Annotated in this window: 16 protein-coding genes; 9 read left to right on the top strand and 7 right to left on the bottom strand. The window is 72.2% G+C overall.

Annotation, left to right across the window (positions count from 1 at the left end):
- Positions 1-59 precede the first annotated feature (59 nt).
- The 5 genes from DEJ51_RS23165 to DEJ51_RS23145 all read right to left on the bottom strand — a co-directional run bounded on the left by DEJ51_RS23165 (position 60) and on the right by DEJ51_RS23145 (position 2,883).
- A complete protein-coding gene (locus tag DEJ51_RS23165) occupies positions 60-689 on the bottom strand; it encodes a TetR/AcrR family transcriptional regulator (protein WP_150259432.1) in 630 nt (209 codons plus the stop codon).
- On the bottom strand, positions 686-1,375 hold the full coding sequence (locus DEJ51_RS23160; RefSeq protein ID WP_150259430.1) for a DUF4166 domain-containing protein: 690 nt from the start codon (positions 1,373-1,375) through the stop codon (positions 686-688). Before DEJ51_RS23160 ends, DEJ51_RS23165 begins: the two co-directional genes overlap by 4 nt.
- Positions 1,372-2,070: a hypothetical protein gene (locus tag DEJ51_RS23155; RefSeq protein ID WP_150259429.1), complete on the bottom strand. Its 699-nt coding sequence runs from the start codon at positions 2,068-2,070 to the stop codon at positions 1,372-1,374. Before DEJ51_RS23155 ends, DEJ51_RS23160 begins: the two co-directional genes overlap by 4 nt.
- Positions 2,071-2,242: 172 nt before the next feature.
- Positions 2,243-2,539, bottom strand: a complete 297-nt coding sequence (locus DEJ51_RS23150) for an MTH1187 family thiamine-binding protein (protein WP_150259427.1) — start codon at positions 2,537-2,539, stop codon at positions 2,243-2,245.
- Positions 2,536-2,883 carry a DUF3817 domain-containing protein gene (locus DEJ51_RS23145; RefSeq protein ID WP_150259425.1) on the bottom strand — a complete coding sequence of 116 codons (348 nt, stop codon included), beginning with the start codon at positions 2,881-2,883 and terminating at the stop codon, positions 2,536-2,538. The genes DEJ51_RS23150 and DEJ51_RS23145 overlap by 4 nt, the downstream gene beginning before the upstream one ends.
- A 187-nt stretch (positions 2,884-3,070) precedes the next feature.
- Between DEJ51_RS23145 and DEJ51_RS23140 the strand changes: the two genes are divergently transcribed.
- The 5 genes from DEJ51_RS23140 (at position 3,071) to DEJ51_RS23120 (ending at position 6,417) form a co-directional block, all read left to right on the top strand.
- A complete protein-coding gene (locus tag DEJ51_RS23140) occupies positions 3,071-3,709 on the top strand; it encodes an AIM24 family protein (RefSeq protein ID WP_030009698.1) in 639 nt (212 codons plus the stop codon).
- The gene (locus DEJ51_RS23135; RefSeq protein WP_030009699.1) at positions 3,709-4,359 is read left to right on the top strand and encodes an AIM24 family protein; all 651 of its coding nucleotides are present in this window, start codon (positions 3,709-3,711) and stop codon (positions 4,357-4,359) included. Before DEJ51_RS23140 ends, DEJ51_RS23135 begins: the two co-directional genes overlap by 1 nt.
- Before the next feature lie 11 nt (positions 4,360-4,370).
- A complete protein-coding gene (locus tag DEJ51_RS23130) occupies positions 4,371-5,174 on the top strand; it encodes an AIM24 family protein (RefSeq protein WP_150262096.1) in 804 nt (267 codons plus the stop codon).
- 62 nt (positions 5,175-5,236) lie between these two features.
- A complete protein-coding gene (locus tag DEJ51_RS23125) occupies positions 5,237-5,713 on the top strand; it encodes a MarR family winged helix-turn-helix transcriptional regulator (RefSeq protein ID WP_150262095.1) in 477 nt (158 codons plus the stop codon).
- A 125-nt stretch (positions 5,714-5,838) separates the two neighbouring features.
- Complete coding sequence (locus tag DEJ51_RS23120; protein ID WP_150259423.1) at positions 5,839-6,417, top strand: PepSY domain-containing protein; 579 nt, start codon at positions 5,839-5,841, stop codon at positions 6,415-6,417.
- Between the two features lie 74 nt (positions 6,418-6,491).
- Here DEJ51_RS23120 and meaB read toward each other — a convergent pair whose 3' ends face one another.
- Both meaB and DEJ51_RS23110 read right to left on the bottom strand, forming a co-directional pair.
- Complete coding sequence (meaB, locus tag DEJ51_RS23115) at positions 6,492-7,454, bottom strand: methylmalonyl Co-A mutase-associated GTPase MeaB (protein ID WP_150259421.1); 963 nt, start codon at positions 7,452-7,454, stop codon at positions 6,492-6,494.
- Positions 7,455-7,558: 104 nt separating this feature from the next.
- The gene (locus tag DEJ51_RS23110) at positions 7,559-8,758 is read right to left on the bottom strand and encodes an acetyl-CoA C-acetyltransferase (RefSeq protein WP_150259419.1); all 1,200 of its coding nucleotides are present in this window, start codon (positions 8,756-8,758) and stop codon (positions 7,559-7,561) included.
- A 135-nt stretch (positions 8,759-8,893) separates the two neighbouring features.
- Between DEJ51_RS23110 and mce the strand changes: the two genes are divergently transcribed.
- The 4 genes from mce (at position 8,894) to DEJ51_RS23090 (ending at position 16,303) form a co-directional block, all read left to right on the top strand.
- Positions 8,894-9,322, top strand: coding sequence for a methylmalonyl-CoA epimerase (mce, locus tag DEJ51_RS23105; protein WP_150259417.1), 429 nt, complete (start codon positions 8,894-8,896; stop codon positions 9,320-9,322).
- Between the two features lie 192 nt (positions 9,323-9,514).
- The gene (gene scy / locus DEJ51_RS23100) at positions 9,515-14,071 is read left to right on the top strand and encodes a polarized growth protein Scy (protein ID WP_190620579.1); all 4,557 of its coding nucleotides are present in this window, start codon (positions 9,515-9,517) and stop codon (positions 14,069-14,071) included.
- 195 nt (positions 14,072-14,266) lie between these two features.
- Positions 14,267-15,205 carry a cellulose-binding protein gene (locus tag DEJ51_RS23095; RefSeq protein ID WP_150259415.1) on the top strand — a complete coding sequence of 313 codons (939 nt, stop codon included), beginning with the start codon at positions 14,267-14,269 and terminating at the stop codon, positions 15,203-15,205.
- Between the two features lie 102 nt (positions 15,206-15,307).
- Positions 15,308-16,303, top strand: a complete 996-nt coding sequence (locus DEJ51_RS23090; protein WP_150259413.1) for an ABC transporter ATP-binding protein — start codon at positions 15,308-15,310, stop codon at positions 16,301-16,303.

Genomic DNA, 16,303 nt, shown 5'->3' with positions numbered 1-16,303 from the left:
GTGGGCCGTACGGGTGACGCAGGCGGGCGGCTCCGGCGGCGCGGGCGGCGCGGCCGGGTTCAGCGGGTGCCGCGCCGCAGGCCGTGGCGTACCACGCGCTGGCTCAGGGAGCCGAGGCCCTCCAGCATCGTGGCCAGTCGGGCGAGCTGTTCCAGTGCGGCGAGCGCGCTGCCGGCGCCCTGCGGGTCGACCCCTTCGTACAGTTCGATGCCGATGAAGGAGGCGGCCGTGGCCCGGGCCAGCCCGGCCGGGTCGGCGTACCCCTCCAGCGGGGTCGCCGCCAGCAGCCGGGTGAGGACCTTCTCCAGCTCCCCGATCCACAGTCCGAGCCCGTCGGCGGTGGCGGCGGCGAGGACGGGTGAGGTCTGCCCGGCGGCCAGCAGCTGCCCGAGCAGCGCGACGTTCCCGGCGGCCCGTTCCTCCTCGTGCATGGCGCGGGCGAACTCCAGCAGTTCGGCGAGGCTGCCGAGGGCGGCGAGGCGGTCGCGGTAGCGGGCCACGCGCTGCTCGGCGCCGTACCGGCAGGCCGCGGCGAGCAGCTCGTCCACGGAGCCGAAGTGGTAGAAGATCAGGCCCTGCCCCACCCCGGCGGTGGCCGCGACGGTGCGTGCGGAGGCCTTGGCGACGCCCTGCTCGGCCAGGGTGCGCAGGGCTCCTTCGAGCAGCTTCTCCTTGGTGGCGGCGCTCATGCCCGGGCCTCCTCACGGACCGGACGCAGGTCGCCGCACAGGCCGGTCGCCCACCGTTCGCGGGCGTCGACGTACTCCGCGGTGAAGGAGCCCTCGTATCCGAAGAGCGGTCCGAAGCGGCGGTTGACCACGCGCACCCGGATCCGGAACCGGCCGGTGGCGTCGTCGAAGGACTCGCGGACCTCCGCGTCGCCGCCGATCAGGTCGGGCACGCGGACGTCGACGGGGCCCTCGCGGAAGCGGTGTTCGCCGGAGCGGATGAGCAGCGAGCCGTCGGGCTCGGCGCTCATGCGGAGGTCGCTGGCGAGGTGCTGGTGGGTGCCCAGGTAGTCGAGGACGCAGTCGCGTTCGGGGCTGTGGACCATGGTGGCGTCGAACCGGTGCGGCCCGTCGGGCAGCTGGAAGGTCCGTACGAAGGTGACGGTCTCGCGGCCGAAGGAGTCGAGGTAGGGGAGGTTCTCGATGACGAAGGGGACGTTCCGCCCCTCGCGCGGCACCAGGATGTTTCGCGTCCCGCCGAGCCGGAGGAAGGGTTTCACGTAGCCGGGGCCGTGCCATATCCGCTCCATGGTGCCGCGGCCGACGCAGCCCTCTCCGCTCGTGAGGCCCACCGAGAAACGGCGCTGGATCTGCGGGTGCAGACGGTCGAACTCTTTGCCCATGTGGGTCCGGAAGATGGAGGTCATGACGGCTCCAGGGTGCTGAGCAGGCGGGGTGCGCGGGCCGTGGACCGCCCGGGCGGGGTGCGCAGGCAGCGGCGGGCGGCCGGGGTGCCGGGCAGCGGGGGCGCCAGCAGTGCGGCGGCCAGGACGAACAGGGCGACCGGCAGCGGCGCGTACAGCAGGGCGGCCGCCGACAGCAGGGCGCGCAGGGCGCTCTCGGCGAGCGCGCGGGCGAGGGCGCGGCCCGGGGTGGTCCCGCGCTCGCACCACAGCCGCAGCCGGTCGAAGGACCAGGCGGTGGCCCAGCCCATGAGGGGGCGCAGGACCAGCCGGTCGGCGAGGGCCCCGAAGCCTCCCCAGCGCGGGCGGTAGTCGTAGCCGGTGAGGAAGCGGATCCCGTCGGCGTCGGGGACGTAGCGCCAGTAGCCGCTGCCCTCGGCGAGCAGCGAGAGCGGGTGCTCCGAGGCGAACCGCAGGGCCGACACCCGGGTGCCGTCGGGGCGGTGGCGTTCCCCGGCGGAGATCCCGGTCCCGTCGACGCAGAGGAACGGCAGTATGCGGGTCGCGTACCGGAACCGCTGGGGCTCGCCCTCGGCGCGCGGGAGGTGGCCGATGGTGGTGAACCGCAGGTCCCACCGCTGGTGCTGGGCCGGGTCCTGGCTGCGCTCCCAGAGCTCGTCCATGCCGGCCCGGATGCGCGTCTCGACGTAGAGACCCATCCCCACCCCCCGTTCGACGTGTTGAGCGATCGCTCAACCGGCACCCTAGGGGAATTTGAGCGATCGCTCAACCGGCCCCGCCCGGCCCCCGGACATGCGAAAGCGCCCCCCGGCCGGTGGGCCGGGGGGCGCTTTCGGAGGGATCGGGTGGCGTCGGGCCGGTGAGGGCGGTTCAGCCCTCGGCCAGGTGCCGCTCCACCGTCTCGACCTTGGAGGTGATTCCGTCGTGGACCCCGGGACGGATGTCGGCCTTGAGGATGAAGGAGACGCGCGGCGCCCGCTCCTCCACGGCGGCCACCGCGCGCCGGACCACGTCCATGACCTCGTCCCACTCGCCTTCCACGGTGGTGAACATCGCGTCGGTGCGGTTCGGCAGCCCCGACTCCCGGACCACCCGGACCGCGTCGGCGACGTACTCGCCGACCTCTTCACCGACCCCCAGCGGGGTCACCGAGAACGCGACGATCACGCCTGGGCCGCCTCACGCGCGACGCGGGCCGCCACCACGCTGTCCGCCTCTTCCCGCTTGAGCAGCTTGTCGCCGTAGAGGCCGCCCAGGGGCACCACGGAGAGGAAGAAGAAGAACAGGACCTTCTTGAAGGGCCACTTCGCCTTGTACCAGACGTCGAGCAGCAGCACCCCGTAGATCATGAACAGGATCGCGTGCAGAAAGCCCAGCGGCATCAGCAGGTAGTCGATGTCCGAGATCCGGCTCAGCAGCGAGCCGAAGATCAGCAGGGCCGGGAACGACAGCGCCTCCGGGACGGAGACGAGGCGCAGTCGGTGCAGGGCGGAGGCGGTCTTGATGTCCACGTGGAACCTTCGGGCTGGAGGCCAGGGTCCTTCCCAGTGTCTCAGCCGCTTTACGGGATCTTGACCCGGCCCCTCCCCCGGCGGACGTTCCGCGGACGGGGTTCGGTCGCACCGATATCACCCGGGTGTGGCATATATCGTCCACAGGGCCCTGTTCGGGGTCGCCCGGTGCCGATAACGTCTCCCCGTGGCTCAGTTCCGACTCCAAGGCAGCAAGGTGCTGGCCGTCGACCTGACCGGGGACGCCGTGAAAGCGAAGAACGGCTCCATGGTCGCGTACGACGGGCAGATGGCCTTCAAGAAGATGACCGGCGGCGGCGAAGGCCTCCGCGGCATGGTGACCCGCCGGCTGACCGGCGAACAGATGACAGTGATGGAAGTGCAGGGGCACGGCACCTGCTTCTTCGCCGACCGCGCCAGCGAGATCAACCTGGTGAACCTGCGCGGCGAGAAGCTCTACGTCGAGTCCAGCAACCTGCTGTGCACCGACGCCGGCCTGCGGACCGGCACGACCTTCACCGGTCTGCGCGGTGCAACGACGGGCAACGGCCTGTTCACCACGACCGTCGAGGGCTCGGGCCAGGCCGCGATCATGTCCGACGGCCCGGCCGTGGTGCTGCGCGTGAGCGCCCAGTACCCGCTGTCCGTCGACCCCGGCGCGTACATCGCGCACACGGGCAACCTCCAGCAGTCCTTCCAGTCCGGTGTGAACTTCCGCACACTCATCGGCGAGGGCTCCGGCGAGGCGTTCCAGATCCGCTTCGAGGGCGAGGGCCTGGTCTACGTGCAGCCCAGCGAGCGCAACACGGTCGGGGGCGACATCTGATGCCGTTCCGCGAGATCAACTCGAAGATGGTCGAGGCCCAGGTGATCCCGGGGCAGAAGATGTACAGCCAGCGCGGCGCCATGCTCGCGTACCGCGGCGAGGTCTCCTTCACCCCGAGCCTGACGGGCGGTCAGGGCGGGGTCATGGGCATGATCGGGCGCCGGGTGGCGAACGAGCAGACCCCGCTGATGGCGGTCGAGGGCAGCGGCACCGTGATGTTCGGCCACGGCGGCCACCACATCCAGGTGATCAACCTGACCGGCGAGACGCTCTACGTCGAGGCCGACCGGCTGCTCGCCTTCGACGGCACCCTCCAGCAGGGCACGATGTTCATGGGCTCCCAGGGCGGGGTCATGGGCATGGTCCGCGGCCAGGTGACCGGCCAGGGCCTCTTCACCACCACCCTCAAGGGCCACGGCTCGGTCGCCGTGATGGCCCACGGCGGGGTCATAGAGCTCCCCATCACCCCGCAGCGCCCGATCCACGTGGACCCGCAGGCGTACGTCGCCCACCACGGCGACGTGCGCAACAAGCTCTCCACCGCGCTCGGCTGGCGGGACATGGTGGGGCGCGGCTCGGGCGAGGCGTTCCAGCTGGAGCTGTCCGGCCAGGGCGCGGTGTACGTACAGGCCTCCGAGGAGAAGCTGTGAACTTTGGCCCTGTGACCGGCGGACCGGGCGGCCCGACGGTCTTCGACCCGTACACGCTGCCCTCCGACGACAACGTGAACGCGTACACCTTCTGCGTGGAGCTCAAGGGGAGCCAGTGGTTCCTGCAGAAGGGGAAGATGATCTCGTACTACGGGCACATCGAGTTCAACGGCATCGGCAACGGCCGCTTCGACCGGCTGCTGCGCACCAGCTTCCACTCGCCCCTGCACGCCAGCGACTGGGTGGTCGCCGAGGGCTCGGGCAAGATGCTGCTGGCCGACCGGGCCTTCGACGTGAACTCGTACGACCTGGACAACGGCAACCTGACGATCCGGTCGGGCAACCTGCTGGCCTACCAGCCCTCGCTCGCCCTGAAGCAGTCGATCGTGCCCGGTTTCCTCACGCTGATCGGAACCGGGAAGTTCGTGGCTGCGTCCAACGGTCCGGTGGTGTTCATGGAACCGCCGCTGCGCGTGGACCCGCAGGCACTGGTGGGCTGGGCGGACTGCCCTTCGCCGTGCCACCACTACGACCACGGATACATGACGGGCGTGATGGGCGGGCTGCGCTCGCTGACCGGCATCGGGGGCAGCTCCGGCGAGGAGCACCAGTTCGAGTTCGTCGGCGCGGGGACGGTGCTGCTGCAGTCCTCGGAGATGCTGATGGCGGAGCAGGCGATCGGCGCGGTCGGCGCCGGGGCGGCCACGGGCAACGCACAGGGCGTTCCCGGGGCCGGTCAGGGGCCGATGGGACAGCTGGGCGTGCCGCGGATGCCGGGACAGCTGGGCGATCTCCAGCGGCGCCTCGGACTGTGATCCACCAGACCTGAGCTTTGTACGCAATTCAACTTTTTAGGTAGAGTTCATTCATGGAGACCATGGAGACCGAGACGGCCACGCGCTGGCTGACCGACGCCGAGCAGTGCGCCTGGCGTACCCACCTGGACGTCAGCAGGCTGCTGATGCACCAGCTCGAAAAGGATCTCCAGCCCTTCGGACTCACCAACAACGACTACGAGATCCTCGTGAACCTCTCGGAGTCGCAGGACCACCGGATGCGGATGAGCGATCTCGCGACCGCCACGCTGCAGTCCAAGAGCCGGCTGTCGCACCAGATCACGCGCATGGAGACGGCCGGCCTGGTCCGCCGGGTGAACTGCGAGTCCGACCGCCGCGGCCTGTACGCGGTGCTCACGGACGAGGGCATGGAGACGATGCGGCGCGTCGCCCCGCACCACGTGGCGTCCGTCCGCCGGCACTTCATCGACCTGCTGCCGCCGGAGGCACTGGCGGCGCTGCGCGCCTCGCTGACCCCGGTCGCGGAGCACCTGCGCGACAACCGCGGCAAGGCCTGAGGCCGGGGCCGGGCCGTCCGGAGCGCGCGCACTCGTCGCGCCCCGGACGGCCGTCGGCCTGACAATGGCGGGGAACGCTCGCTGCCGGCCCTGCTCCGTCGGGCCGGCCTGAGGAGGTCCAGCCTATGAAGCGCAACGTGTTCGTCTCCGCCGCCGTGTCCGTCGTCCTGCTGACCGCGGCCCCCGTGGCGACCGCCGCCGCGGCGTCCCCCGACGCGGCGAGAACCGCCCCCGCGTCCGCCGCCGCCCGGGCCGACGTATCGGCCGAGCAGGCCATCACCGCCGCCCTCAAGGACTACCCGGGCGTGGTCGAGTCCCTCGACCGGGACGGCAACGTCTGGCACGTGGACGTGATCACCAAGGACGGCAAGGGCCACGCCGAGCTGGAGATCGACGCCGCCACGGGCAAGGTGTCCCGGCAGAACGTGGACAAGGACGAGAACCCGGGCGAGCACAAGGGCCTGCTCGCAGCCAAGATCACCGCTGCGCAGGCCGCCAAGGCCGCCGTGGCCGCCCACCCGGGCACGACCTGGACCGTCGAGTGGGACTCCGACGACGACAGCGGCAACGCCCCGTACTGGCACGTCGAGGTCAGAGGCTCCGACGGCAAGACCTGGAACGCCTCGGTGGACCCGACGACCGGCAAGGTCACCGCACAGACCGACTCCGACTCGGACTCCGACTCGGACTCCGACAGCTCCTGACCCCCGGCCACCGGCGGGGAGCGCCGCACGCGCTCCCCGCCGAGCCATGGGCCCCTCGGGCCCGGGGCGGGGGCTCAGGCCTCCGTCAGCGTCGTCAGCAGCGCGTCCGCCGCTGCGTACGGGTCCAGCTCGCCCACGGCCACCCTGGCGGCCAGCGCGTCGAGGTGGGCGTCGCCGTGCACGTCCGCCATCCGCGCCCGCAGCGCCGTCACGGCGATCGTCTCGACCTCCCGCGCGGCCCGCGCCGCCCGCCGCTCGGCGAGCACACCGCGCTCGTCCATCCACGCCCGGTGCTTCTCCAGCGCCTCGACCAGCTCGTCGATGCCCTGGCCGCGGGCCGCGACCGTCTTCACGATCGGCGGCCGCCAGTCCTCCCGGCCCCGGGCCTCGCCCAGGCCCAGCATGTGGTTCAGCTCCCGGGCGGTGGCGTCCGCGCCGTCCCGGTCCGCCTTGTTGACCACGTACACGTCACCGATCTCCAGGATGCCCGCCTTGGCGGCCTGGATCCCGTCGCCCATGCCGGGGGCCAGCAGCACCACCGAGGTGTCGGCCTGCGAGGCGATCTCCACCTCCGACTGCCCGACCCCGACCGTCTCGACCAGGATCACCTCGCAGCCGGCCGCGTCCAGCACCCGGATCGCCTGCGGGGCGGCCCAGGCGAGCCCGCCGAGGTGGCCGCGGGTGGCCATGGACCGGATGTAGACCCCCGGGTCCGAGGCGTGGTCCGACATCCGCACCCGGTCGCCGAGCAGCGCCCCGCCCGAGAAGGGCGAGGACGGGTCGACGGCGAGGACGCCGACGCGCTTGCCGGCCTTGCGGTAGGCGGACACCAGCGCCGAGGTGGAGGTCGACTTGCCGACGCCGGGCGATCCGGTCAGGCCCACCACGTACGCCCCGCCCGTCAGCGGGGCCAGCGCGGCCATCACCTCGCGCAGCTGCGGGGACGCCCCCTCGACCAGCGAGATCAGCCGGGCCACCGCTCTCGGCCGGCCCTCACGGGCCTGCGCCACCAGCTGGGGGACGTCCACCGCCGTCATATGTGCTGCGCTCCTCGGTTCTCGTACGGGATACGTGCGGGCCGCCGGGCCCGGGGCCGGGGCCCGCCGGGCCCCCGCACCAGGGCCCGGCGGCCCTGCTCCGGCTACTTCGCGACGCGGACGATCAGCGCGTCGCCCTGGCCGCCGCCGCCGCACAGCGCGGCCGCGCCGACGCCGCCGCCGCGGCGCTTGAGCTCCAGCGCCAGGTGCAGCACCACACGGGCGCCGGACATGCCGATCGGGTGGCCCAGGGCAATGGCGCCGCCGTTGACGTTCACCTTTTCCGGGGTCACGCCGAGGTCCTTCATTGACTGCACGGCGACTGCCGCGAAGGCCTCGTTGATCTCGATGAGGTCCAGGTCGGAGACCTCCAGGCCCTCCTTCTTCAGGGCGTGCAGGATCGCGTTCGACGGCTGCGACTGGAGCGAGTTGTCGGGGCCGGCCACATTGCCGTGGGCGCCGATCTCGGCGATCCACTCCAGGCCGAGCTCCTCCGCCTTCGCCTTGCTCATCACGACCACGGCGGCGGCGCCGTCGCTGATCTGGGAGGAGGTGCCGGCGGTGATCGTGCCGTCCTTGGCGAAGGCCGGACGCAGCTTGCCGAGGGACTCCACCGTGGTCTCGGGGCGGATGCCCTCGTCGGCCGAGAAGATCACCGGGTCGCCCTTGCGCTGCGGGATCTCGACCGGGGTGATCTCGGCCTCGAAGACGCCGTTCTTCTGCGCGGCCGCGGCCCGCTGGTGCGAGGAGGCGGCGAACTCGTCCTGCGGGGCGCGCTCGATGCCGAGGCGGGTGTTGTGCTTCTCGGTGGACTCGCCCATCGCGATGTTCTCGAAGGCGTCCGTGAGGCCGTCGTAGGCCATCGCGTCCAGCATCTCGATCGCGCCGTACTTGTAGCCCTCGCGGGACTTGGGCAGCAGGTGCGGGGCGTTGGTCATCGACTCCTGACCACCGGCGACCACGATGTCGAACTCCCCGGCGCGGATCAGCTGGTCGGCCAGCGCGATCGCGTCCAGGCCCGAGAGGCACACCTTGTTGATCGTGAGCGCGGGCACGTTCATCGGGATGCCGGCCTTGACCGCCGCCTGGCGGGCGGGGATCTGGCCCGCGCCGGCCTGGAGCACCTGGCCCATGATCACGTACTGGACCTGGTCGCCGGAGATCCCGGCCCGCTCCAGCGCGGACTTGATGGCGAAGCCGCCGAGGTCGGCGCCCGAGAAGGACTTCAGCGAGCCGAGCAGCCGCCCCATGGGCGTGCGGGCCCCGGCGACGATCACGGAAGTGGTGTTGTTCGATCCGGACATGAGGCACAGCCCCTTGGATGAGGAGTGAACGAGGGTTTACGTGAATGTACTGGGCGGTACCGCAGCGGTCACCGGGCTGCCGGTGTGATCGCGCGCACGTTGCGTGACCGCCCCCTTCGGCGGTGCACTGTCACCATGCTGACAAGAATCGACCACATCGGGATCGCCTGCTTCGACCTGGACAAGACTGTCGAGTTCTACCGTGCCACGTACGGCTTCGAGGTGTTCCACACCGAGGTCAACGAGGAGCAGGGTGTCCGCGAGGCCATGTTGAAGATCAACGAGACGTCCGACGGCGGCGCCTCCTACCTCCAGCTCCTGGAGCCCACCCGCGAGGACTCCGCGGTGGGCAAGTGGCTGGCCAAGAACGGCGAGGGCGTCCACCACATCGCCTTCGGCACCGAGGACGTCCAGGGGGACTCCGAGGCCATCCGCGGCAAGGGTGTCCGGGTCCTCTACGACCAGCCCCGCACGGGATCGATGGGCTCCTCGATCACCTTCCTGCACCCCAAGGACTGCCACGGCGTCCTCACCGAACTCGTCACCTCGAACCCCCAGCACTGACGGACCACTGATGGCCCGATTCCCCGGCCGGTAGAGTGGCCATGGCTCGGCCGGGGTTCGGTGCGGAAACGGGGTCGGGGCCTGTGACCCCTGCCCCGGTATCTGACACCATTCCCCCGGGGGCGTCGTTCAGCGGGCGAGCGATGCTCATTGGGAGTGAGCTTGCGACCAGGGGACGGATGGGACCGCGCTGTGCGGGGCTACGAAAGCCAGGAGAGCCATCAGGCCGAGGCCGACCATCTCTCGCGCTTCGAGGCCGAGATGGAGCGGCTGAAGAAGGAGCGCGGGAAGGCCGTCCAGCACGCCGAGGACCTGGGATACCAGGTCGAGGTGCTGCGCGCCAAGCTGCACGAGGTACGGCGCGCTCTGGCGTCCCGCCCCGCCTACGACGGCGCGGACATGGGGTACCAGGCGGAGCAGCTGCTCCGCAACGCCCAGATCCAGGCCGACCAGATGCGTTCGGACGCCGAGCGCGAGCTTCGTGACGCCCGGGCCCAGACCCAGCGCATCCTCCAGGAGCACGCCGAGCACCAGGCGCGCCTGCAGGCCGAGCTGCACGCCGAGGCCGTCAACCGCCGCCAGCGCCTGGACCAGGAGCTGGGCGAGCGGCGCCAGACCGTCGAGGCCCACGTCAACGAGAACGTGGCCTGGGCCGAACAGCTGCGCGCCCGTACGGAGTCCCAGGCCCGCCGGCTCATGGAGGAGTCCCGCGCCGAGGCCGAGCAGTCCCTGAACGCCGCCCGCGCCGAGGCGGCCCGGGTCGCCGAGGAGACCCGGCGCCGGATGGCCGCGGACGCCGAGGCCGCCCGCGCGGAGGCCGAGGCCACCCTGCTGCGCGCCCGCAAGGAGGCCGAGCGGCTGCTGACCGCCGCCTCCTCGCAGGCCCAGGAGGCCAGCGAGCACGCGGAGCGGCTGCGCTCCACCACCACCGCCGAGGCCGAGCACACCCGCCAGCAGACCCTGGATCTGGGCCGGCTGGCCGAATCCCGTGTGCAGGAAGCCGATTCCGCGCTGCGCGAGGCCCGGGCCGAGGCGGAGAAGCTCCTCGCGGAGGCCAAGGAGAGCGCCACCCGGCAGCTGGCGTCCGCCGAGTCGGTCAACGAGCAGCGCACCCGCACCGCCAAGGAGCAGGTCGCCCGGCTCGTCGGCGAGGCGACCAAGGAGGCCGAAGCCCTCAAGGCGGAGGCCGAGCAGGCCCTGGCGGACGCCCGCGCGGACGCCGAGCGGCAGCGCACCGAGGCCGGCGAGCAGGCCCGTACGGCCGCGGCCGAGGACATGGCGGCGCAGCTGGCGAAGGCCGCGCGCACCGCCGAGGACGTACTGAACAAGGCCTCGGAGGACGCCCGGGCCACCACCCGGGCCGCGTCCGAGGAGGCCGAACGGATCCGCCGCGAGGCCGAGACCGAGGCCGACCGGCTGCGTCTGCAGGCGGCGGCCACGGCCGACGAGCTCAAGGGCGCCGCCAAGGACGACACCGAGGAGTACCGGGCCCGCACGGTCGAGCTCCAGTCGGAGGCCCGGCGGCTGCGCGGCGAGGCCGAACAGCTGCGCGCCGAGGCCGTCGCCGAGGGCGAGCGGATCCGCGGCGAGGCCCGCCGCGAGGCCGTCCAGCAGATCGAGGAGGCGGCCCGGACCGCCGAGGAGCTGCTCGGCAAGGCCAAGGCGGACGCGGACGAGCTGCGCGGCGGCGCGACCGCCGAGAGCGAGCGGGTGCGCGCCGAGGCCGTGGAGCGGGCCGGCACGCTGCGCAAGCAGGCCGAGGAGACCCTGGAGCGGACCCGCACCGAGGCCGAGCGGCTGCGCGCCGAGGCCGAGGAACAGGCCGAGGGCGTACGGGCCGAGGCGGACGCGGCGGCCGTCGCCCGGCGCCAGGAGACCGAGCAGGCGCTGGCCGCCAAGCGCGCGGAGGCCGACGGGGAGCTCGTACGGCTGCACACCGAGGCCGAGGCCCGGCTGACGACGGCCGAGCAGACGCTGCGTGACGCCCGCGGTGCGGCGGAGAACATCCGCCGGGAGACGACGGAGGAGAACGACCGGCTGCGCGCCGAGTCGGCGGAGCGGATCCGCACCCTGCAGGCGCAGGCCGAGGCCGAGGCCGACCAGCTGCGCACCGACGCCGCGCAGGACGCGGGCCGGGTGCGCGCCGAGGCGGAGCAGTCCGCCGTGCGCCTGCGCGGTGAGGCCGAGGCCGAGGCGGAGCGGGTGCGCTCCGAGGCCCAGGAGACCGCGGACCGGCTGCGGTCGGAGGCGAAGGCCGCCGCCGAGCGGGTCGCCGAGGAGGCCGCGGAGGCGCTGGCCGCCGCGCAGGAGGAGGCCGCCCGGCGCCGCCGGGAGTCCGAGGAGACCCTGGCGTCGGCGCGGACCGACGCGGACAGCGAGCGGGCCCAGGCCCGCGAGCAGAGCGAGGAACTGCTGGCGCAGGCCCGCAAGCGCTCCGAGGAGGCGCAGGCCGAGGCGGTCTGGCTGACGGAGGAGGCCGAGCGGCGCGCGTCGGAGGTCGTCTCGGCGGCCGAGGCCACCGCCCAGCAGGTACGGGACTCCGTGGCCGGGCTGCACGAACAGGCCGAGGAGGAGATCGCCGGGCTGCGCAGCGCCGCCGAGCACGTGGCGGAGCGTACGAGGACGGAGGCCGAGGAAGAGGCCGGCCGGGTCCGTGGCGACGCCTACGCGGAACGGGAGCGGGCCACCGAGGACGCCAACCGGGTCCGCAGCGAGGCGCGGGCCGAGACGGACGCGGCGAAGGCGCTGGCGGAACGCACGGTCGCCGAGGCCCTCGCCGAGGCGGAGCAGCTGCGCAGCGACACGGCCGAGTACGCACAGCGGGTGCGTACGGAGGCCACGGACGCGCTGGCCTCCTCGGAGCGGGACGCCGCCCGGACCCGGGCCGACGCCCGGGACGACGCGAACCGCATCCGTGGCGAGGCCGCGGAGTCCCTGGAGTCCGCCCGCGCGGAGGGCGCCCGGATCACGGCCGAGGCGACGGCGGAGGCGGAGCGGCTCACCGAGGAGACCCGCGCCGCGAACGCGGCCACCGTCGGCGACGCCGAGGCGGAGGCCGCGCGGATCACCTCCGAGGCGGACGAGGTCGCCGAGGCCACCCGCATCGAGGCCGCGGGCATCCTGGACGAGGCGCGGGCCGAGGGCAACCGGCTGCGTACCGAGGCCGCGGAGCAAGTCGACCGGCTCATCACCGAGGCCGCCGCGGAGGCCGACCGGCTCACCGACGAGACCCGCGCCGCGAACGCGGCCACCGTGGGCGAGGCGACGGTGGAGGCCGAGCGGCTCACCACTGCGGCGAACCGGCTCAAGGCGCAGGCGGCCGAGACCCTGGCGAGTGCCGAGCGCGACGCCGCGCGGATCATGGTCGACTCGCGTGCCGAGGGCGACCGTCTGATCGACGAGACCCGTGCGGCCAACGAGGCCACCGTCGGCGAGGCCGCCGCGGAGGCGGACCGGGTGCGTGCCGAGGCGGCCAAGGTGCTGGACGACGCCCGCGCGGAGGGCGGCCGGATCATCGGCGAGGCCACCGCGGAGGCGGACCGGGTCACGGCCGCGGCGGCCGAGACCCTGGCGAGCGCCGAGCGCGACGCCGAGCAGACGCTGGACGAGGCGCGCGCCGAGGCGAACCGGCTGCGTACCGAGGCGGCCGAGCAGGCGGACCGGCTCGTCACCGAGGCCGTCTCCGAGACGGAGAAGCTCACCGAGCAGACCCGCAAGGACAACGAGCGCACGGTCGGCGAGGCGGCGGGCGAAGCCGAGCGGCTGCGCGCGGACGCCTCGGAGGCGCTGTCCTCGGCGCAGGAGCACGCGGCGCGCACCCGGTCGGAGGCCGAGCGGGTCAAGGCGCAGGCGGCGGCCGAGGCGGAGCGCACGCGCGCCGAGGCCCGTACCGAGTCCGAGCGGCTGCTCGACGAGGCCCGTGAGGCGGCCAACAAGCGCCGCACCGAGGCCGCGGAGCAGGTCGACCGGCTCATCACGGAGGCTTCGGCGGAAGCCGAGAAGCTCACGGCCGACGCGCAGAAGCAGGCCCTCGCCGCCACCACGGCGGCCGAGGAGCAGGCCGACGCGATGGTGGACGCGGCACGCAAGGAGGCCGTGCGGATCACCTCCGAGGCGACCGTCGAGGGCAACTCCCTGGTGGAGAAGGCCCGTACGGACGCGGACGAGCTGCTGGTCGGCGCGCGCACGGACGCCGCTGCCATAAGAGAACGGGCGGAGGAGCTGCGCGGCCGCGTCGAGGGCGAGGTCGAGGAGCTGCACGAGCGGGCCCGCCGGGAGTCGGCCGAGCAGATGAAGTCGGCCGGCGAGCGCGTGGACAAGCTGGTGCGGGCGGCGACGGAGCAGAGCGTCGAGGCCGAGGCGAAGGCCAAGGAGCTGGTGTCGGACGCGAGCAGCGAGGCGAGCAAGGTGCGCATCGCGGCGGTCCGCAAGGCGGAGGCGCTCCTCAAGGAGGCCGAGCAGAAGAAGGCGGAGCTGGCCCGCGAGGCCGAGAGCGCGCTGGCGCAGGCCAAGGCGGAGGCGGAGCAGCTCGTCGAGGAGGGCCGTCGTGAGCTGGAGGTCCTGGTGCGCCGTCGCGAGGACATTCAGGCGGAGATCTCCCGTGTCCAGGACGTTCTTGAGGCGTTGGAATCATTCGAGGCGCCTTCGGGCGGCGGGAAGCCGACGGTCGGCGGCCAGGGTGCGGGGGGCGTGAAGGCCGGAGTGACGGCCGGGTCCACTCGTTCGGGTGGCAAGTCGTCGGAGGGGTAGCCAAATGCTCCGAGGTGTGTGCACCTGATGAAGGTTCAGGCGAACGGGTGACAAGCTTTCTGCTGCCTTGCCACTCAAAAGGGGTGTCATTGTCCAGATCAAACGCGGATTGACTCGATGACACGCCGTCTGGGCGCCTAGGATTCCCCTAACACCTCACGTAGCACCTCATCGGTCTCATTCGACAGGAACCCCATGAGCGACACTTCCTCCCCCTTCGGCTTCGAGCTCGTGCGGCGTGGTTACGACCGTGGTCAGGTGGACGACCGCATTACCAAGCTGGTCTCCGACCGCGACAGCGCCCTTGGACGTATCAACTCTCTGGAAAAGCGGATCGAGGAGTTGCACCTCGAAACGCAGAACGCCCAGGCCCAGGTGAGCGACGCCGAGCCGTCGTACGCCGGCCTCGGCGCCCGGGTCGAGAAGATCCTGCGGCTGGCCGAGGAGGAGGCTAAGGACCTGCGCGAGGAGGCCCGTCGCGCGGCCGAGCAGCACCGTGAGCTCGCCGAGTCGGCTGCCCAGCAGGTGCGCAACGACGCCGAGTCGTTCGCCGCCGACCGCAAGTCGAAGGCGGAGGACGAGGGCGTCCGCATCGTCGAGAAGGCCAAGGGCGACGCCTCCACCCTGCGCGCCGAGGCCCAGAAGGACGCCGCCTCCAAGCGCGAGGAGGCCGACGCCCTCTTCGAGGAGACCCGCGCCAAGGCCGCCCAGGCCGCCGCGGACTTCGAGACCAACCTGGCCAAGCGCCGCGAGCAGTCCGAGCGCGACCTGGCCTCCCGCCAGGCCAAGGCCGAGAAGCGGCTCGCGGAGATCGAGCACCGCGCCGAGCAGCTGCGCCTGGAGGCCGAGAAGCTGCGTACGGACGCGGAGCGCCGGGCCCGCCAGACCGTGGAGACCGCGCAGCGCCAGGCCGAGGACATCGTGGCCGACGCCAACGCCAAGGCGGACCGTATCCGCAGCGAGTCCGAGCGCGAGCTGGCGGCGCTCACCAACCGCCGCGACTCGATCAACGCGCAGCTGACCAACGTCCGCGAGATGCTGGCGACGCTGACCGGTGCGGCCGTCGCGGCGGCCAACCCGATCGTGGACGACGAGCCCGTCAGCCGCGGCGTGCCGGCGCAGCAGAGCCGCTGATTACCTGCGGGTAGCACGCGGCACCCGCCGTGCGCCCGATCGAGGGCCCTATGTCACCCTTTTGAGGTGGCGTAGGGCCCTCGGGCGTTCTAGCGTGGCCGCATGATCGAGCTTGAGGGCCTTACCAAACGATTCGGCACGACAACTGCGGTGGACCACCTCAGCTTCCAGATCCGACCGGGGGTGGTGACCGGCTTCCTGGGCCCGAACGGCGCGGGCAAGTCCACGACCATGCGCATGATGCTCGACCTCGACAACCCGACCAGCGGCACGGTCCGGGTCTACGGGAAGCACTACCGCGACCTGGCGGAGCCGCTGAAGCACGTAGGGGCGCTGCTGGACGCGAAGGCCATGCACGGTGGCCGAAGTGCGTACAACAACCTTCTCTGTCTGGCCCAGTCGAACCGCATCCCGCGGCAGCGGGTCGACGAGGTGCTGGACCTGGTCGGGCTGACGGCCGTGGCGAAGAAGAAGTCCAAAGGATTTTCGCTCGGAATGAGCCAACGGCTGGGAATCGCCTCCGCATTGCTGGGCGATCCGGAAATCCTGATGTTCGACGAGCCGGTCAACGGCCTGGATCCCGAGGGAATTCTCTGGATCCGCAATCTGATGAAGGGCCTGGCGGCGGAGGGGAGGACGATCTTCGTCTCCTCCCATCTGATGAGCGAAATGGCGCTGACCGCAGACCATTTGGTCGTCATCGGACAGGGAAAGCTGCTGGCAGACCTGCCGATGGCCGATTTCATCCAGCAGAACTCGCGCAGCTACGTCCGGCTGCGCTCACCGCAGCAGGAGCGGCTGAAGGACGTCCTGCACGAGGCCGGGATCAATGCGGTCAGCGTTCCCGCCACCGGCACCCTGGAGATCGACGGCGTGGGCGCGGAGCAGCTCGGCGAGCTGGCCGCCCAGCACCAGATCGTGTTGCACGAACTCAGCCCGCAACGGGCTTCACTGGAGGAAGCGTTCATGCGTATGACGGCGGACTCCGTCGAGTACCACGCCCACGCACCGGGCATGGCCGCCGACAACCCGGCCCGGCCGGCCGACGTCCCCGCCTGGGGCGCGGGCTTCGAGGCGACCCGCAAGGGCGGTGAGTGA

It is taken from the genome of Streptomyces venezuelae, from assembly GCF_008642275.1.
Taxonomy (GTDB): Bacteria; Actinomycetota; Actinomycetes; order Streptomycetales; family Streptomycetaceae; genus Streptomyces; species Streptomyces venezuelae_E.
This window is presented reverse-complemented; position numbering and strand designations above follow the sequence as displayed.

Bases quoted from the DNA above. Each gene is read 5' to 3' on its own strand.
- DEJ51_RS23165 (WP_150259432.1), bottom strand. From the start codon at position 689: ATGAGCGCCGCCACCAAGGAGAAGCTGCTCGAAGGAGCCCTGCGCACC.
- DEJ51_RS23160 (WP_150259430.1), bottom strand. From the start codon at position 1,375: ATGACCTCCATCTTCCGGACCCACATGGGCAAAGAGTTCGACCGTCTG.
- DEJ51_RS23155 (WP_150259429.1), bottom strand. From the start codon at position 2,070: ATGGGTCTCTACGTCGAGACGCGCATCCGGGCCGGCATGGACGAGCTC.
- DEJ51_RS23135 (WP_030009699.1), top strand. From the start codon at position 3,709: ATGCCGTTCCGCGAGATCAACTCGAAGATGGTCGAGGCCCAGGTGATC.
- DEJ51_RS23125 (WP_150262095.1), top strand. From the start codon at position 5,237: ATGGAGACCGAGACGGCCACGCGCTGGCTGACCGACGCCGAGCAGTGC.
- DEJ51_RS23120 (WP_150259423.1), top strand. From the start codon at position 5,839: ATGAAGCGCAACGTGTTCGTCTCCGCCGCCGTGTCCGTCGTCCTGCTG.
- meaB (WP_150259421.1), bottom strand. From the start codon at position 7,454: ATGACGGCGGTGGACGTCCCCCAGCTGGTGGCGCAGGCCCGTGAGGGC.
- DEJ51_RS23110 (WP_150259419.1), bottom strand. From the start codon at position 8,758: ATGTCCGGATCGAACAACACCACTTCCGTGATCGTCGCCGGGGCCCGC.
- mce (WP_150259417.1), top strand. From the start codon at position 8,894: ATGCTGACAAGAATCGACCACATCGGGATCGCCTGCTTCGACCTGGAC.
- DEJ51_RS23095 (WP_150259415.1), top strand. From the start codon at position 14,267: ATGAGCGACACTTCCTCCCCCTTCGGCTTCGAGCTCGTGCGGCGTGGT.
- DEJ51_RS23090 (WP_150259413.1), top strand. From the start codon at position 15,308: ATGATCGAGCTTGAGGGCCTTACCAAACGATTCGGCACGACAACTGCG.